This window comes from Kitasatospora sp. NPDC057936, from assembly GCF_042887525.1.
Classification (GTDB): Bacteria; Actinomycetota; Actinomycetes; order Streptomycetales; family Streptomycetaceae; genus Kitasatospora.
Genome location: NZ_JBHVPD010000001.1, coordinates 132,828 through 148,201, shown reverse-complemented (window position 1 = coordinate 148,201; position 15,374 = coordinate 132,828). Strand labels below are relative to the sequence as shown.

Here is a 15,374-nt window from a genome sequence, read left to right as displayed (position 1 = left end):
CGGGACGGCGGTTTCACTGACAGCGCTCCTCCACCGGAGCCACATCTTCCCGAGCCGCACCGGCGGCCGGACGCCCGCACCGAGATCACCCCCGCAGCGAGATCACGTCCTCACCGGGATCCCGCACGTTTGCGCTCGATAGCACCAGGAATGGGAGAAGCCAGATGGGGAGCGGACAGAACACCGACGGTGGCTGTTGTCCCGGCGAGTCACCCGAAGCCAATGAACCATTCCCGCTGACCGAGATCCAGTACGCGTACTGGGTCGGGCGCGGGCCCAATTTCGTCCTCGGCAACGTCGCGCCCCACGCCTACTTCGAGCTGGAGGGCCGCCGGCTCGACCCGGACCTGCTGAACCGCACCTGGCGCCGCCTGCTGGAGCGCCACGGCATGCTGCGGGCCGTCGTCCACGAGGGCGGCGAGCAGCAGATCCTCGCCGAGGCCCCGCCGTTCGAGATCGCCTTCGAGGACCTGTCCCAGGTGCCCGCGGAGGAGGCGCAGGCCCGGCTCGCCGAGGTCCGCCTGGACCTGTCGGAGCGGGTCTACGACCCCTCCGTGTGGCCGCTGTTCGACATCCGGCTGACCCGCCTGCCCGAGCACGACCGGCTGCACGTGAGCCTCGACCTGCTCATGGTCGACCTGGCCAGCATCGCCGGGCTGTTCAGCGAGTGGAGCGCGCTCTGCCGCGACGAGCGGGCCGAACTCCCGCCGGTCGACGTCTCCTTCCGCGACTACGTCCTCGCGCTGGAGAACGGCACCCAGTCGCCGCGGCACAAGCGCTCGATGGAGTACTGGGTCTCCCGCGCCGAGGAGCTCGCCCCGCCGCCGGAGCTGCCGCTGGCCAAGCCCCCGGCGCGCATACCCAAGCCGCGCTTCACGCACCGCGAGTACCACCTCCCGCCGGAGCTGTGGCAGCGCTTCCAGGAGCGCTCGGAGGAGGCGGGCCTGACCCCGACCGCCGTACTGGCGACGGTCTTCGCCGAGACCCTGCGGATGTGGAGCGGCACGCCGAAGTTCGCACTGAACCTCACGCTCTTCAACCGCCTGCCGCTGCTCCTCGCCGAGAACGCGAAGGGCCACCGCACCGTCCACCCCCACCTGCAGAACCTGATCGGCGACTTCACCTCGATCTGCCTCCTGGAGATGGACACCACCGGCGACCTCCCCTTCGAGGACCGCGTCGCCCGCACCCAGACCCAGCTCCAGCAGGACCTGCGCCACCGCTACGTCAGCGCCCTGCACGCGCTGCGCGAGCGGCGCCGGCGCGGCCTGCAGACCAACTTCGAGACCATGCCGGTCGTCTTCACCAGCGGCCTCGGCACCGTCGCCGACGTCTCCGGGCCGATGGCCTACTTCGGCGACATCACCTACCGGCTCAGCCAGACCCCGCAGGTGTGGCTGGACCACCAGGTGGTCGACTTCACCGGCTCGCTGGACCTCACCTGGGACGCCGTCGAGGAGCTCTTCCCCGAAGGACTCCTGGACGACATGTTCGCGACCTACACGGCGGCGGTCCGCGCGCTCGCCGAGGACGACGCGGTCTGGACGGCCGGCCCCGCCCTCGCCCTGCCCGCCGGCCAGGCCACCGAGCGCGACGGCGCGAACGACACCGCGGGCGAACTGCCCGGGGGCCTGCTGCACCAGGGCCTGCTCAAGGGCGCCGCCGAGCACCCCGAGCGGCCCGCCGTGATCCACGGCACCGGGACGGTCACCTACGGCGGCCTCGCCGCACAGGCCGCGTCCGTCGCCGAGCGGGTCCGCCGCACCGCCGACGGCACCGGTCTGCGCGACCGCCTGGTCGGCATCACCCTGCCCAAGGGCCCGGACCAGGTCGCCGCCGCCCACGGCGTGCTGCTCGCCTCGGCCGCCTACCTGCCCGTCGGCCCCGCGCTGCCGCCCGCCCGCCGGTCGACGCTGCTGACCGACGGCGAGGCGCTCGCCGTCGTGACGGACGCCGCGCACCTGGACGCGCCGGACTGGCCCGAGGGCCTGCCGAGGCTGGACGTCGAGGGCGCCGCCGACCCGGCCGCCCCGGCGGACGCCGCCCGGCCCGAGGACCTCGCCTACGTCCTCTACACCTCCGGCTCGACCGGGCGCCCCAAGGGCGTCATGATCGAGCACCGGGCCGCGCTCAACACCGTCGCCGACATCAACGAGCGCTTCGGCGTCGGCCCCGGGGACCGCGTGTTCGGCCTCGCCGACCTCGGCTTCGACCTCTCGGTCTACGACCTCTTCGGCACCTTCCTCGCCGGCGGCGCCCTCGTGCTGCCCGACGAGGACAAGCGCCGCGAGCCGAGCCACTGGGCCGAGCTGATGGCCCGGCACGGCGTCACCGTGTGGAACTCCGTCCCGGCCCAGATGCAGATGCTCGTCGACCACGTCGAGCTCACCGGCGAGGTCCCCGAGGGCCTGCGCCTGGTCCTGCTCAGCGGCGACTGGATCCCGCTGGACCTGCCCGAGCGCATCCTCGCGCTGTGGCCCGAGGCCCGCGTGATCAGCCTCGGCGGCGCCACCGAGGCGTCCATCTGGTCCAACTGGCACCCGGCCGACGAGGTCCCCGAGGGCTGCCCGAGCGTCCCGTACGGCAAGCCGCTGCGCAACCAGGCCTTCCACGTGCTCGACGAGCGCATGGAGCCGTGCCCGGTGTGGGTGCCCGGCGAGCTTTACATCGCCGGCGCCGGCCTCGCCCGCGGCTACTTCCGCGACCCCGAGCGCACCGAAGCGAGCTTCGTCCACCACCCGCGCACCGGCGAACGGCTCTACCGCACCGGCGACTTCGGCCGCTACCTGCCGGACGGCGTGCTCCAGTTCCTCGGCCGCCGGGACGGCCAGGTCAAGATCGGCGGCCACCGCATCGAGTGCGGCGAGGTCGAGGCCGTCCTCCAGCGCCACCCCGGCGTGGAGAACGCCGTCGTCGTCAAGTCCGCCGACGACCCGACCAACGCGCGCCTGCTCGGCTACGTCGTGCCGGACCGCGCCGACGGCTCCCTGCTGGTCACCGAGACGGCGGACGCCGCCGAGACCGACCGCCGCCGCGCGGCCCTCGCCTCGGCCGCGACCTTCGCCGCCCCCGGCCCCGACGCCGACACCCTGCTCGGCGCCTGGTCCGCACTCGACGACCTGCACGCCGCGGCCGCCGCCGTCGCCTTCCGCACCCTCGGCCTGCCGCACCTGCCCGGCGAGCGCTTCGACCCGTCCGCCGCCACCGCGGCCGGCGTGGCCACCCGCTACGAACGCTGGCTGGCCCGCGCCACCGACGCCCTGGTGCGCCACGGCGACCTGCGCACCACCGAGGACGGCCTCGAAGTGGCCGTCGAGTTCCCGAAGTCCGTCCCCGACACCGTCGCCGACGCCGCCCGCGCCGCGCTCGGCGGCACCCTGGACGTGCCCGGGGACCTCATCGACTGGATGCTCTCGCTGGCCGGCAACGTCGCCGCCGTCCTCACCCAGTCCCTGCACTCGGCCGAGCTCTACGCCTCGGACCGCACGCCCGAGGTGTACGCCCGCCTCTTCGGCCCCGCCTACGCCGTCGCCACCGAGGCGGTGGCCCGGCTCGTCGCCGACTGGCCGGCGGACCGCCCGCTGCGCGTCGTCGAGGTCGGCGGCGGCTACGGCACGCTCACGCAGCACCTGCTGCCGCTGCTGCCCGCCGACCGCACCGACTACCTGTTCACGGACATCTCGACCTACTTCACCGACCGCGCCCAGGAGAACTTCGGGGAGCACGAGTTCGTCCGCTACGGGCTGTTCAACCTCGACCAGGAGCCCGAACTCCAGGGCCACGACGGCCTGTCGGCCGACCTCGTGATCGCCGCCAGCGTCCTGCACGACACCCGGGACATCGCCACCAGCCTCGGCACCCTGCGCTCCGTCCTCGCCCCCGGCGGCCTGCTGCTGATGGTCGAACAGACCGCCATGCACCCGTGGTTCGACCTCACCATGGGCCTCCAGCAGGGCTTCGACGGCTGGACGGACACCGCGTTCCGCACCTGGGGCCACCCACTGCTCGACTGCCCCCAGTGGGCCGGGCTGCTCACCGAGTGCGGCTACGGCGACACCGCGGTGCTCACCCGCGACGGCGACGGACCGGCCGCGGTCGGCTTCGACGTCCTGGCCGCCGAAGGCCCCGCGGAGCAGCGGCGCTTCGACCGCGACGCGCTGCTCGCGCACGCGGCCGCGCACCTGCCCAAGCACATGGTCCCGGCGCGGCTCAGCCCGCTGGAGCGGATGCCGCTCAGCGCCACAGGCAAGATCGACCGCTCGGTCCTCGCCAAGGCCGGCGCCCGGGGCGTGCAGCGCGGACGGCCGGTGCGTCCGCCGGTCACCGACCGGCAGGCGAAGCTCGTCGAGATCTACCGCTCGATCCTCGGCGTGAACCAGATCGACCTCGCCGACGACTTCCTGGAGGCGGGCGGCGACTCGCTGCTCGCGGCCCGGATCGCCGTCTCCCTGCAGCGCACCTTCGGCGTCGAGGTGCCGGTCGCCGTCGTCCTGCAGAACTCGACGGTGGCCGACGTGGACGCGTGGTTCGAACCGCAGCTCGGCCCGGCGAACCCGCTCGACGTGCCGGCGACCGCTTCCCCCGCATCCGACGCACCCCAGGAGGACGTGTGACACGCGACAGGCTCGTCGAGTGGCTCGCCGACTACATCGCCGAACTGCTGGACATCGCGGTCGAGGAGGTCGGCACCGAGCTCCCGCTGACCGCGCTCGGCGTCGACTCGGCCACCACCCTGGTGCTGGCGGCCGACCTCGGGACGAAGCTGCGCCGGCAGGTGCGGCCCAAGGAGATCCTGGAGCACCCGACGATCGAGGGCCTGGCCGAGTACCTGGCGTCGGCCGGTGCCGAGGCGGACGCCCTTGACGCCGGCACCGTTGACGCCGGCACCGCCGGAACGGCCGAGGTGAGGTGACGTGACCGGCATGGCGGAACCGCACACCCCCCAGTGGACCATCAGGGCACCGGGCCCGTCCGGGCCGCGCACCCTGTACTGCTTCCCGCACGGAGGCGGTTCCGCCGCCGAGTACGTCCGGTGGGGCCGGCAGCTGGAGGGCCTGAACGTCCTGGCCGTCCAGCTGCCCGGCCGGGGCTCCCGGCTCGACGAGGAACCGTGCACGTCGATGGCCGACCTCGTCGACCGGCTCGCGAAGGAGCTGCCGCTCAGCACCCCCTTCGTGTTCTTCGGGCACAGCTTCGGCGCCCTCGTGTGCTACGAACTCACCCACCGGCTCATCGAGTTGGGTCGTCCACTGCCGGAGCGGCTGATCCTCTCCGGCTACCCGGCACCCGAACTGGCCCGGCACGAGCAGGGGTTCCACCTCCTGCCCGACACGGAGCTGCTCGGCGCCGTGAACGAGCGGCACGGCGGCATCCCCGAAGAGCTCCTGGCCGACCCCGAGCTGGCGCGGCTCTCCGCGGCCGGGCTGCGGGCGGACTACCGGATCCTGGAGACCTACCGGTGGTACGAACGGCCGCCGCTGCCCGTACCGTTCACGGTGCTCGGCGGCGACCGCGACCTCATCTCCCGGGAGCAGCTCACCGCCTGGGAGCGGCACACCGACGCCGGGCCGGTCCCGGTCCGGCTGTTCCCCGGGGGCCACTTCTACTTCCGCGAACGGCAGCACGCGGCCGTCCTGCGGAACGTCCGGGCGGCGGCGGCATGCTGACGTTCGCCGTCGCCGCGCTCGTCCTCATCATGATCCCCGGCCCCGACCAGGCGCTGATCACCCGCAACGCCCTGGTCGGCGGCCGGGCCGCCGGCCTGTACACCACGCTCGGCGGCATGCTGGGGCTCAGCGTGCACGTGTCGGCCGCGTCACTGGGGGTGTCGTCGCTCCTGGTCGCGTCCGCCGTGGCGTTCACCGTGCTGAAGGCCGTCGGGACGCTGTACCTGGTGTGGATGGGCATCGGCACGCTGCGCGCCGCCCGGAAGTCGGCGCGGACGACGGCCGACGCGGAGGCGTCGGAGGCGGCCGGGAAGACCTGGCTGATGTACGTGCGGCAGGGCTTCCTGTCGAACGCGCTCAACCCGAAGGTGGCACTGTTCTTCGTCACCTTCCTGCCGCAGTTCCTCCCCACGACCGGGCACACGCTGGGCCGGGCGCTGGTGCTCTCGGCCGAGTTCGTGGTGCTGTACCTGCTGTGGTTCGGCCTCTACACCGTCACCGTCGACCGCTTCGGCGCCTTCCTGCGCCGCCCGAAGGTCCGCAGCCGCATCGAGCAGGTCACGGGCGTGCTGCTGATCGGCTTCGGCGTGCGGCTGGCACTGATGCAGTGACACCGCCGTGGGGGTGTCCCGACCGGACACCCCCGCACAGGGTTCTCCGACCACGGCCGGGGCCGGGTTCCGCCCGGCCCCGGCCGTCCGACATCATGGCGGGTTCCGACATCGATTCGGGTGGAGAACGGGAGAACGGTGCAGCCGAAGGATCCCAGGACCCGGGCGGGACGATGGGCCGTAGCGCCGCTCGTCGCGCTGGCGGGGCTCGTCATGATGCTGGCCGGCGCGGCGATGGCCACCGTGTGCGTGCTCAGCATCGGGTACCCGCTGCGGCTCGCCGGGGAGCCCGGCCTGCTGGCCGTCTCGGGCTGCATCACCGAGGGCAGCGGCAAACAGGCCCACACCACCTGCTTCGGCACCTTCACCCCCGACTCGGGCGCCGCCGCCGTTCCGACGTCCTACGACGGCTCCCTGCCGGCCCACGCCCGCGTCCCCGTCCAGTACGTCCCCTCCGAGGACACCACCCACCGTGTGGGCGTGGCCTACACCGGCGTCCGCGTCCTCGGCACCTGCTTCGGCCTGTTGACCGTCATCGGCGGCAGCCTCGGCATCGGCCACGCCGTCCGGATCATCGCGCCCCGCCACGCGGCCCGCTGGCGCAAGGCCGTCCCCGAGCGCTTCGCCGGGTGGGTCGTGGTGGTGCTGCTCGCCCTGACGGCCGTCTCGGGCGTGACCAGCGTGGTGGCGTACGTCTTCACGGACTGAGCCGCTACTTCAGGCCGGCGAGGATCCCCTTCGCCACGTCGCTGACCGTCGCGGCCACGGCGTCGTCCTGGAAGCCCGTGTCGTGCGGAACGTAGGCCCGCACGACACGGTTGGCGGCCACGACGGCCAGGCGGTAGTCCCGCTCGTGGAGCGCGGCGTCGTCCTTCGTCGACTGGTGGGAACGGTCGCCGAGCGCGATGGGCGGCTTGGAGGCCGTTCCGGTGTCCTCCTTCGTCCAGTCCGCGTAGAACTGCTGGGCCTGCTCGGCCGTCTTGAAGGTCAGGACGTCCAGTCCGACGAACGTGCCGGCCCTGCCTCCGTTGGCGAACCAGCGGGTGCACGACTGCAGGGAGAACTCGTCCGGGGTCCCGGGGTTGTGCTGCTCCGACTTCCCCTCGGGAGTGCGCTTCTCCTTGCCGAAGAGCTGCTCCAGCCCGCCGGTGTCGATGTTCCGGCACTCTGCGGGCACCGGGCCGAGGGGCGTCGCGGTGCTGCTCGGGGCGAACGCCGGTGCGGCCGCCGCCGTGGGTGCTCCGGCCAGGCCGCTGGGGACGGGCGGGTTCGCCGCCGAATAGGTCGTGCCCGAGCTCGGGTTGAGCACCACGAGCGCCGTGATCCCCACCACGGCCGCCACGGCGACCGCGATCCCGACGAGCAACTGCCCACGGCGCCCGGCGTCCGTCGGTTCCGGTGCCGGTGCCGGTTCCGGTGTCCGCAGGGCCATCGTCGGGTCCGGCGTCGGGATCTCCGACGGCATCGTCGGGGTCGGGACGGGCTGCGGTGCGTCCTCCGTCCGCTCCGGCGCCGCGTCGAGGTTGAGCAACTCCACCGTCCGACGGCCGATCTGGGCCATCAGCGGGGCCGCGAGCCAGCCGGCGGCGACCAGATCGGCGGCGCCGCCCGGGGAGAGCCGGGCCGCGACCTGCCGCGGGGTCGGCCGCGCGGCCGGGTCCTTGGCCAGGCAGGCCTCCGCCACCTCTCGCAACTCGCCCTGCAGGCCACCGAGTTCGGGATCGCCGTGCGCCACCTTGTACAGCAGGGCGGCCGCGCTGTCCGCGCCGAACGGCGACGCTCCGGTGGCCGCGAACGCCAGCACCGCACCGAGCTGGAACACGTCCGAGGCCGGGCCCAGCGGCTGGTCCTGCACCTGTTCCGGCGACATGTAGCCGGGCGAACCCACCACGACCCCGGTGCTGGTGAGCGCGGACGTGGCGAGGCTGTCCATCGCCCGCGCGATCCCGAAGTCGATCAGCACCGGGCCGTCCGGCGACAGCATCACGTTCGACGGCTTGAGGTCGCGGTGGATCAGCCCCAGCCCGTGGACCGCCGTCAGCGCCTCGGCGAGCCCGGCGGCCAGCGCCCGCACGCCGTCCTCGGACAGCGGCCCGAACTGCGCCACGGCCTCGGCCAGCGAGGGCCCGGCGACGTACCCGGTGGCGACCCACGGCTCCGGCGACTCCGTGTCCGAGTCGAGCACCGGCGCCGTCCACGCCCCGCCGACCCGGCGCGCCGCGGCCACCTCACGCCGGAAGCGGGCCCGGAACTCGGCGTCCGCCGCCAGCTCCGGCCGCACGACCTTGACCGCGACGGTCCGCCCGCCGGCCGTCCGCCCCAGGTAGACGCAGCCCATGCCGCCCGCGCCCAGCCGCCCGAGCAGCCGGTACGACCCGACGACGGAAGGATCCCCGGCCACCAACGGCTGCATCGTCACACCACTCCCCGTTCGCCGCCCCGCCGCTGTCCGGCCACGGCACCCCGAATTTGCCGCCCAGAGCTTAGCGGTATCCCTCAGACCCGCCCCCGCGCAGCCCGTGCGGCCTGCGCGGCCACCGCCATGGCCCGCCGGGCCGAGGGGTCCGCCGGATGACCGGCGACGAGGTGCAGGTCCGGCCCCCCGGTGCGTAGGCCCACGCACTCGTGGCGACGATGCTGGGCGCGGGCTGGGCGTTCCTGCACTCGACGCTCCGGGCGTGGGCGACGTCGGTGGTGCCCGAGGCGCGCGGAACGGCGGTCTCGTGCTCCGTCGCCGCGCTGTTCATCGGCAGCGCGCTCGGCGCGACCCTCGGCCGGGCGCGGCCGACCACGCGCGGTTCGGGCCGCTCTTCGGGGAGGCCGCCGCCGCGACCGTCCCGCTGACCGTCGCAGTCGTGGTCGGCCGCCACCGCTTCACCGCTCGGGGGCAGGAGCCGGCCCGCCGGCCGGGGTGTCCGGGGTGTCCGGGGTGTCCGGGGTGTCCGGGGCCTTGACGAGCGACACCTTCGAAGCCTCCAGCGCGTTCGCGGGCTCCGGAGCCTCGATCGAGTCCGGTTCCGCCCCGCCGCCCGGCTGCTCGATCCGGCTCAGCAGCCGCGCGACGGCGTCCGTGCGCTCCCGCAGGGTCGCGACGTGAGCCGCCCTGGCCGGCTTGACGGGCTCCTCGGCGGGCCGCACCGGGATGCCGCGGCGGCGGGCGGTCGCGATGAGGCTCTCGCCGACCTGGCCGGACACGACGAGTGTGGCCACGGCGAAGCAGCCCGCGTCCAGGGTGCGCTGCCGGCCGAGCAGGCCGCGGTACACGATCCGCGCGGGCACGGCCAGTTCGTCCAGGCGCTGCTCGACCGACCCGCGCTCCAGCGCCGCGAGGACGACCGTGGCCAGCGCCTCGCCGATCTTGGTGACGGCCCACTTGCGGCCCGGCACCGGCGGCAGGAACTCCCGGACCTTGTCGACCTCCTGCTCCAGGGCGGTGGTGGTCAGCACCTCGAAGGCGTTGCGGGTCTGCACCTCCACGACCTTGTCCCACTCGATCTCCTCGCCGTCGAACCCGGCCTTCACCGGGCCCAGGTGCACGGCGCCGACGCCGTCGAGGAGTCCGAGCAGCTTGTGCACCGCGGCGGGGGTGCGGGGGTGCCGGCCGAGCAGCGTGCCGACCGACAGCTTCCACGGCTCGGTGGCGGGCACGGGCGGCGGCGCGACGGACGTGAGCGCCGTGAGCGCCCACCGTCCGCCCGCCACCGACCGGCCGCCGCGCAGCGCGGCCTGCCAGCCGGCCTGCAACCCGGCCTCGCCCCGCTCGGCCGCCACGCCTATCAGCCGCCCCAGACCACCCATCAGATCCCCGTCCTCACATCGGCAACCCGCCGATGGTAGGCGGTCGGGCGAGCGGCCCCCGCACCGGTCGGCCCTTCAGGAGCTGCGCAGGCCCGCCAGGACGGCCCGCTCGACCGGGGACGGAGCGGAGCCGTCCAGGTCGAGCAGCCCGGTCGGCTCCAGCGGGGGCTGGGCGATGAACCGCGGCACCGTCCCGCCGTGCCGCTGGGCGGCGTGTATCAGGAACGGGTGGCACAGGTAGACGTCCCCGGCCGCACCGGTCGCCTCGACCTCCTGACGGCCCGCCGACGCCGGGACGGCCTCCCCGCACAGCGAGAACCACTCCCGGCCCTCCTCCCCCGCGGCGGTGAGCAGCGGCGGCACGTCGAGGTGCGAGCCGATCCGGATGCGGGTCCGGGCGTCGTCCGGGCCGACGTCGGAGAAGAGGAAGAGCATGAGCAGCGCGCGCCCGCGCGAGCGCAGGCCCACCCGGTACTCGCCCGAGTCCCCGGTCCAGCCGGCGTCGAGGTGCCAGCCGTCGTCGCCCGGGTCCTTCTCGCTCGGGAAGCGGATCGGGAAGGTGCCCAGCCCGAGCGGCGCCGTCCAGCGCCCCGCACCCACCAGTCGGTCGTACGCCTCGTGCAGGGCGGGGGTGTTGGCCGCCTCGCGGAACGGCGGCGTGGCCATGCCGCCGATCCGCACGACCGGCTCCGTCCACGTCCCCGGATCGTCGGGCGAACAGCCGCTCGCCGCCCACAGCTGAGCGCGGCACTCGTCCACCGTGGCCCGGGGCACGGCGCCCGGGACGCGGACGAAGCCGTCCGCGACGAAGGACTCGATCTCGGCTTCGGTCAGCACCGGCACACTCCACGGACTCGGCAGGTCAACTGCCCCGCAGCCTTGTCGAATCACCATGTGACGGCAAATCAATTTCCGCACCTGTGGACAACGTCGACGACGTGGACAACGCGGACGACGCGGACACATCGACACCGTGGGCGACTCCGCGCAGCGGTGCTCCGCCGGGCGACGAAGGCGGGCCCCGTCCGGACGGCTCGGGTCGTCGAGCCGCCCCGGCCACGGCCGCCGGGGCCCGCTCGGCGTGCCGTCGGCGGCGGTGCCGGTTACCGTGTCCGGAACCGAGGAGCACAGGGCCGACGGAGGGGTGCCGATGACGGACGTCGTCGATCGCGCGGAGCGTGCGGACGGAGCGGACGGGCCGGACCCCAGGGCGCGGCTGCTCGCGCGGGCCGCGGTGCTGTGCGCGGTGGCGGCCGTCGTCGCGATCGCGTTCACCGGCCTGCACGGGCTGCTCGCGGTGGTCGCCGAGCTCGCCGGGCTGGCGGTGACGGCGATCGGCGTGTGGTGGGCGATCGCCCGGCGCGGCGTCCTGCGCGCCGCCGGCGCCGTCCTGGCCGTCGGAGCGCCGGTCGCCGTCGTCGTGCTGGCGTACCACGCGCACGCGCTGCTGCTGTCGGTGATCGTCCTGGTGCTGTGGCTCGCCGCGTTCGTCTGCGCCCGCGCCGCGCTGCGGGCGGCCCGGCCGCCGAAGCCGATGCCCGCCCGGGAGACCCCGCCGCCGCGGCGGCCGGTGCTGATCATGAATCCGAAGTCCGGCGGCGGCAAGGTCGGGCGCTTCCGGCTCGCGGAGCGGGCCGAGGAACTGGGCGCCGAGGTGATCCTGCTCGACACCTCCGCGGAGCAGGACGTGGCCGGCCTCGCCCGCGGTGCCGTCGCCGACGGCGCCGACCTGCTCGGCGTCGCGGGCGGCGACGGCACCCAGGCCCTGGTCGCGGCGGTCGCCGTCGAGCACGGGCTGCCGTTCCTCGTCGTCTCCGCCGGCACCCGCAACCACTTCGCGATGGACCTCGGCCTCGACCGCGACGACCCCGCCACCTGCCTGGACGCGCTGCGCGACGGCGTCGAGCTCACCGTGGACCTGGGCCGGGTCGGCGACCGGCCCTTCGTCAACACCGTCTCCTTCGGCGCCTACGCGGCCATCGTCCAGAGCCCGGAGTACCGCGACGCCAAGACCGCCACCGCCCTGGACGCCCTGCCGGACCTCCTGATGGGCGCCGACGGCCCGCACCTGACCGCCGACGCGGGCGGACGGCGGATCGACGCGCCGCAGGCACTGCTCGTCAGCAACAACCCCTACGCGGGCGCCGACCCCGTCAACCTCGGCCGCCGCCCGCGCCTGGACCGGGGCGTCCTCGGCGTCCTCGGCATCCGCGTCGACGGCGCCGCCCAGGCCGCCGAACTCGCCCTGCGCGGCGAACGGGCCACCGGCCTGACCGTGCTGTCGGCGCGGCGGGTCACCGTGCGGGCGGACGCGCCGGAGATCCCCGTCGCCGTCGACGGCGAGGCGCTGACCCTGCCGACCCCGGTCGTCTGCTCGCTCGCCGGCGGCGCCCTGCGGGTGCGCGTCCCGCGCGACCGCCCCGGCGCCGATCCGGCCCAGCAGCCGCACGCCCCCCGCCTGGACTGGCGCGTCATCGCCCGCCTCGCGTTCGCCCGGACGGAGGCGCGCGCATGACCGCGCGGCGGGCCGGCACCGTCCTGCACGACCTGGCGGCCGTCGACCGCGCCGTCTACGCCGCCGTCGCCGCGACCGACACGCCCGCGCTCGACGTCGGCCTGCGCCGGCTCTCCGCCGCCGCCGACCACTCGAAGATCAACCTGTCGATCGCGGCGGCCCTGCTCCTCACCCCCGGCCGGTACCGCCGCGCGGGACTCGCGGGCGCGGCGGCCGTCGGCCTGGCCTCCTTCACCGCGAACCTCCTCGGCAAGGAACTGGTGCGCCGCCCGCGACCGGACCGCGACGCGGCCAGGGTGATCGCCGGCCGCCACGTCCCGATGCCGGCCTCGGCGTCCTTCCCCTCCGGACACACCGCCTCGGCCTTCGCCCTGGCCACGGCCGTGGGCACGCTCCTGCCCGCCACCGCCACCCCGCTGGGCCTCCTGGCCTGCGCCGTCGGCTACTCCCGCGTCCACACGGGCGTCCACTACCCCGGCGACGTCGTGGCCGGCGCCCTCCTGGGCGGCGCCTGCGCGAGCGTCGTCCTGGCCACGGGCCGGAGGCTCACCGGCTGCTAGCGCCGTGGCCGGGTAGGGCCACGGCACTGGCGCAGGCGCCGGTCAGCCGCTGACGCTGGCGGCGCCCGTCTCGATGTGGCCGGTCGCGCGGCGGGTCCAGGACTGGTCGCTGTTCACGGTGACGGTGAAGTCGTACCAGCCTTGGGCGATCGTGACCGCGTTGAAGTAGTCGCTGACGGTGGCTCCCGGGGCGACCTGGTAGGTCCAGGTGCCGGTGCGGTAGTTGGTGGCGGTGATGGTGAACGTGACGGTGGCGGTGCCGGTGTTGGTCATCGTGAACCACACGGCCGGCTTGCCGGTGTCCGGCGCCGGCGCGTAGGAGGTGGTGGCCTCCGCGGTCTTGCCGGCGGTGGTGGCGTTGCCGGTGAAGCGGCGCAGGAAGCGGTTGGGGCCGAGCACGGTGAGGTCGTACTGGCCGTTGCCGTAGGTGGCGCCGATGTTGAAGTAGTCGCTCGCGCGCCCGTCGGTGCCGGAGGCGGCGTCGTAGGGGGCGACGGTGTACTGCCACGGGCCGCCGCTGCGGTAGGCGTTGGCGTGGATCGAGTAGTGCGCCCAGGCCGTGGCCTGCGGGCCCTGGTTGGCCAGGTCGATCCAGAGCAGGATCTGGTTGTTCGCGTCGTACTCGATCCGGTCGACCCACGCGTTCGGCTGGTAGGGCAGCGCGCGGGCGGGCTTGGTGCCGGGCTCCTGGACGGGCATGGAGTTGGTGCCCGGGGCCGGGTTGATCTGCAGGTTGGCGGTGGCCTGGCTGATGGTGGCGCTGGTGTCGGGCAGCGCGGGCGCGCCGTAGAGGGGGCTGGTGAAGTCGAAGGCGCCGGTGAGGTCGCCGCAGACCTGGCGGCGCCAGGTGCTGATGTTCGGGCAGACGGCGGGGGTGCCGATGGCGGCGGTCCAGGTCTCCAGGAAGCGCAGCACGGACGTGTGGTCGTAGACGTGGGAGTCGACGAAGCCGCCGCGGCTCCACGGCGAGACCACGATCATCGGGACGCGGAAGCCGAGGCCGATGTTGGTGCCGTTGTAGAACTCGCCGGCGGTGCCGGCCGGGGCGACGGGCGGGGGCACGTGGTCGAAGAAGCCGTCGTTCTCGTCGTAGTTGAGGAACAGGACGGTCGAGTTGAACACGTCCGGGTTCGCCGCGAGGGCCTGCACCACCAGGTTGACGAAGTGCGCGCCGTTCTCCGGCGGGCCGTCCGGGTGCTCGGAGAACAGCTGGTTGGGCACCACCCAGGAGACCTGGGGCAGCGTGCCGGCGACCGAGTCGGCCCGGATCGCGGCGGCGATGTCGTCCGGGGTGGAGCCGGTGCTGGGCACGGAGGCCATGCCGCGCTGGGCGAGCGGGCTCGAACCCGGGGCGCTGGTGAACTGGTTGAAGTACGCCAGGGCGTTGTCGCCGTAGTTGTCGCTCGCGTTCTGGTAGACCTTCCAGCTGACGCCCGCGTTCTGCAGCGCCTCGGCGTAGGTCTGCCAGCGCAGGCCCTTCTCGTCGCCGCCGTCGTAGGCGGGGCCGCCCGCGGTGCCGGCCGGGTCGATCTGGCCGGACCACAGGTAGGTGCGGTTGGGGCCGGTGGCCGAGAGGATCGAGCAGTGGTACGCGTCGCACACGGTGTAGGCGTCGGCGAGCGCGTAGTGGAACGGTATGTCCTCGCGGGCCATGAAGCCCATGGTTCTGTCGGAGCCCTTGGCGGCGATCCAGGAGTCCATCTTCCCGTTGTTCCACGCCTGGTGCTGGGTGGACCAGGAGTGGTCGAGCGAGCCGTCGCACTGCGCGAGCTGCTCGCCGCTGACGCCCCACCACCACGTGCTGGTCTTGCTGAGCTGCCACGGGTACTGCCGGCCGCTGCCGTTGGGCTGGTTGAAGACGCTGGTGCCGCCCGCGATCTGGATCGCGGTGCGGTCGCCGAAGCCGCGCACGCCCTTGAGCGCGCCGAAGTAGTGGTCGAAGCTGCGGTTCTCCTGCATGAGCACCACGACGTGCTTGACGTCGCGGATCGTGCCGGTCGGGGCGGCGGAGGCGCTCGGTACCGCGCCGGGCAGGGCGGCGTCCAGGCCGATGGCCGCGCCGAGGGCGGCGGCCGAGCCGAGGAAGGTGCGGCGGGTGACTGGGGACACGTGAGGCCTCCGAGAAGTATGGACAACTCCGGCGGACGATCCGGCAGCGGAGACTGTCGGGCAGCCAGATGGCTACCGGTCGGTAGCCGGGTGGCGGAGAAGTTACACGCGGCCG

General features: G+C 74.2%; 12 protein-coding genes. 8 read left to right on the top strand and 4 right to left on the bottom strand.

Annotated features, from left to right (window positions below; translation table 11 throughout):
* Positions 1-164 precede the first annotated feature (164 nt).
* The 5 genes from ACFVU9_RS00690 to ACFVU9_RS00670 all read left to right on the top strand — a co-directional run bounded on the left by ACFVU9_RS00690 (position 165) and on the right by ACFVU9_RS00670 (position 6,985).
* Entirely contained in the window at positions 165-4,613 is a 4,449-nt protein-coding gene (locus ACFVU9_RS00690) for an amino acid adenylation domain-containing protein (RefSeq protein WP_387588588.1), read from the top strand.
* Complete coding sequence (locus tag ACFVU9_RS00685) at positions 4,610-4,912, top strand: acyl carrier protein (protein WP_387588586.1); 303 nt, start codon at positions 4,610-4,612, stop codon at positions 4,910-4,912. The genes ACFVU9_RS00690 and ACFVU9_RS00685 overlap by 4 nt, the downstream gene beginning before the upstream one ends.
* A gap of 10 nt (positions 4,913-4,922) precedes the next feature.
* A complete protein-coding gene (locus ACFVU9_RS00680) occupies positions 4,923-5,666 on the top strand; it encodes a thioesterase II family protein (RefSeq protein WP_387588719.1) in 744 nt (247 codons plus the stop codon).
* Positions 5,660-6,277 (top strand): LysE family translocator, encoded by a 618-nt coding sequence (locus ACFVU9_RS00675; protein WP_387588584.1) that lies wholly within the window; start codon positions 5,660-5,662, stop codon positions 6,275-6,277. Before ACFVU9_RS00680 ends, ACFVU9_RS00675 begins: the two co-directional genes overlap by 7 nt.
* 138 nt (positions 6,278-6,415) lie before the next feature.
* On the top strand, positions 6,416-6,985 hold the full coding sequence (locus ACFVU9_RS00670) for a hypothetical protein (RefSeq protein WP_380444851.1): 570 nt from the start codon (positions 6,416-6,418) through the stop codon (positions 6,983-6,985).
* A gap of 4 nt (positions 6,986-6,989) precedes the next feature.
* On the opposite strand, the gene ACFVU9_RS00665 is transcribed toward ACFVU9_RS00670, so the two are convergent.
* Positions 6,990-8,690 (bottom strand): serine/threonine-protein kinase, encoded by a 1,701-nt coding sequence (locus ACFVU9_RS00665; protein ID WP_387588717.1) that lies wholly within the window; start codon positions 8,688-8,690, stop codon positions 6,990-6,992.
* A gap of 212 nt (positions 8,691-8,902) precedes the next feature.
* On the opposite strand from ACFVU9_RS00665, the gene ACFVU9_RS00660 reads away from it, so the two are divergent.
* Positions 8,903-9,121 carry a hypothetical protein gene (locus ACFVU9_RS00660; RefSeq protein ID WP_380444852.1) on the top strand — a complete coding sequence of 73 codons (219 nt, stop codon included), beginning with the start codon at positions 8,903-8,905 and terminating at the stop codon, positions 9,119-9,121.
* Between the two features lie 30 nt (positions 9,122-9,151).
* Here the strand turns inward: ACFVU9_RS00660 and ACFVU9_RS00655 are convergent, their stop codons facing one another.
* Complete coding sequence (locus ACFVU9_RS00655; RefSeq protein ID WP_387588581.1) at positions 9,152-10,075, bottom strand: hypothetical protein; 924 nt, start codon at positions 10,073-10,075, stop codon at positions 9,152-9,154.
* Between the two features lie 75 nt (positions 10,076-10,150).
* Complete coding sequence (locus ACFVU9_RS00650; RefSeq protein ID WP_387588579.1) at positions 10,151-10,912, bottom strand: phytanoyl-CoA dioxygenase family protein; 762 nt, start codon at positions 10,910-10,912, stop codon at positions 10,151-10,153.
* A gap of 313 nt (positions 10,913-11,225) precedes the next feature.
* Here ACFVU9_RS00650 and ACFVU9_RS00645 point away from each other — a divergent pair, with 313 nt between their 5' ends.
* Both ACFVU9_RS00645 and ACFVU9_RS00640 read left to right on the top strand, forming a co-directional pair.
* The gene (locus ACFVU9_RS00645; RefSeq protein WP_380500623.1) at positions 11,226-12,590 is read left to right on the top strand and encodes a diacylglycerol/lipid kinase family protein; all 1,365 of its coding nucleotides are present in this window, start codon (positions 11,226-11,228) and stop codon (positions 12,588-12,590) included.
* Positions 12,587-13,150 carry a phosphatase PAP2 family protein gene (locus ACFVU9_RS00640; RefSeq protein ID WP_387588577.1) on the top strand — a complete coding sequence of 188 codons (564 nt, stop codon included), beginning with the start codon at positions 12,587-12,589 and terminating at the stop codon, positions 13,148-13,150. Before ACFVU9_RS00645 ends, ACFVU9_RS00640 begins: the two co-directional genes overlap by 4 nt.
* 42 nt (positions 13,151-13,192) lie before the next feature.
* On the opposite strand, the gene ACFVU9_RS00635 is transcribed toward ACFVU9_RS00640, so the two are convergent.
* Complete coding sequence (locus ACFVU9_RS00635) at positions 13,193-15,259, bottom strand: phosphocholine-specific phospholipase C (RefSeq protein WP_387588575.1); 2,067 nt, start codon at positions 15,257-15,259, stop codon at positions 13,193-13,195.
* Between the last annotated feature and the right edge of the window lie 115 nt (positions 15,260-15,374).

Excerpts from the sequence above, each read along its gene's own strand:
- ACFVU9_RS00640 (WP_387588577.1), top strand. The coding sequence starts at position 12,587 with ATGACCGCGCGGCGGGCCGGCACCGTCCTGCACGACCTGGCGGCCGTC.
- ACFVU9_RS00675 (WP_387588584.1), top strand. The coding sequence starts at position 5,660 with ATGCTGACGTTCGCCGTCGCCGCGCTCGTCCTCATCATGATCCCCGGC.
- ACFVU9_RS00690 (WP_387588588.1), top strand. The coding sequence starts at position 165 with ATGGGGAGCGGACAGAACACCGACGGTGGCTGTTGTCCCGGCGAGTCA.
- ACFVU9_RS00665 (WP_387588717.1), bottom strand. The coding sequence starts at position 8,690 with ATGCAGCCGTTGGTGGCCGGGGATCCTTCCGTCGTCGGGTCGTACCGG.
- ACFVU9_RS00655 (WP_387588581.1), bottom strand. The coding sequence starts at position 10,075 with ATGGGTGGTCTGGGGCGGCTGATAGGCGTGGCGGCCGAGCGGGGCGAG.
- ACFVU9_RS00645 (WP_380500623.1), top strand. The coding sequence starts at position 11,226 with ATGACGGACGTCGTCGATCGCGCGGAGCGTGCGGACGGAGCGGACGGG.
- ACFVU9_RS00680 (WP_387588719.1), top strand. The coding sequence starts at position 4,923 with ATGGCGGAACCGCACACCCCCCAGTGGACCATCAGGGCACCGGGCCCG.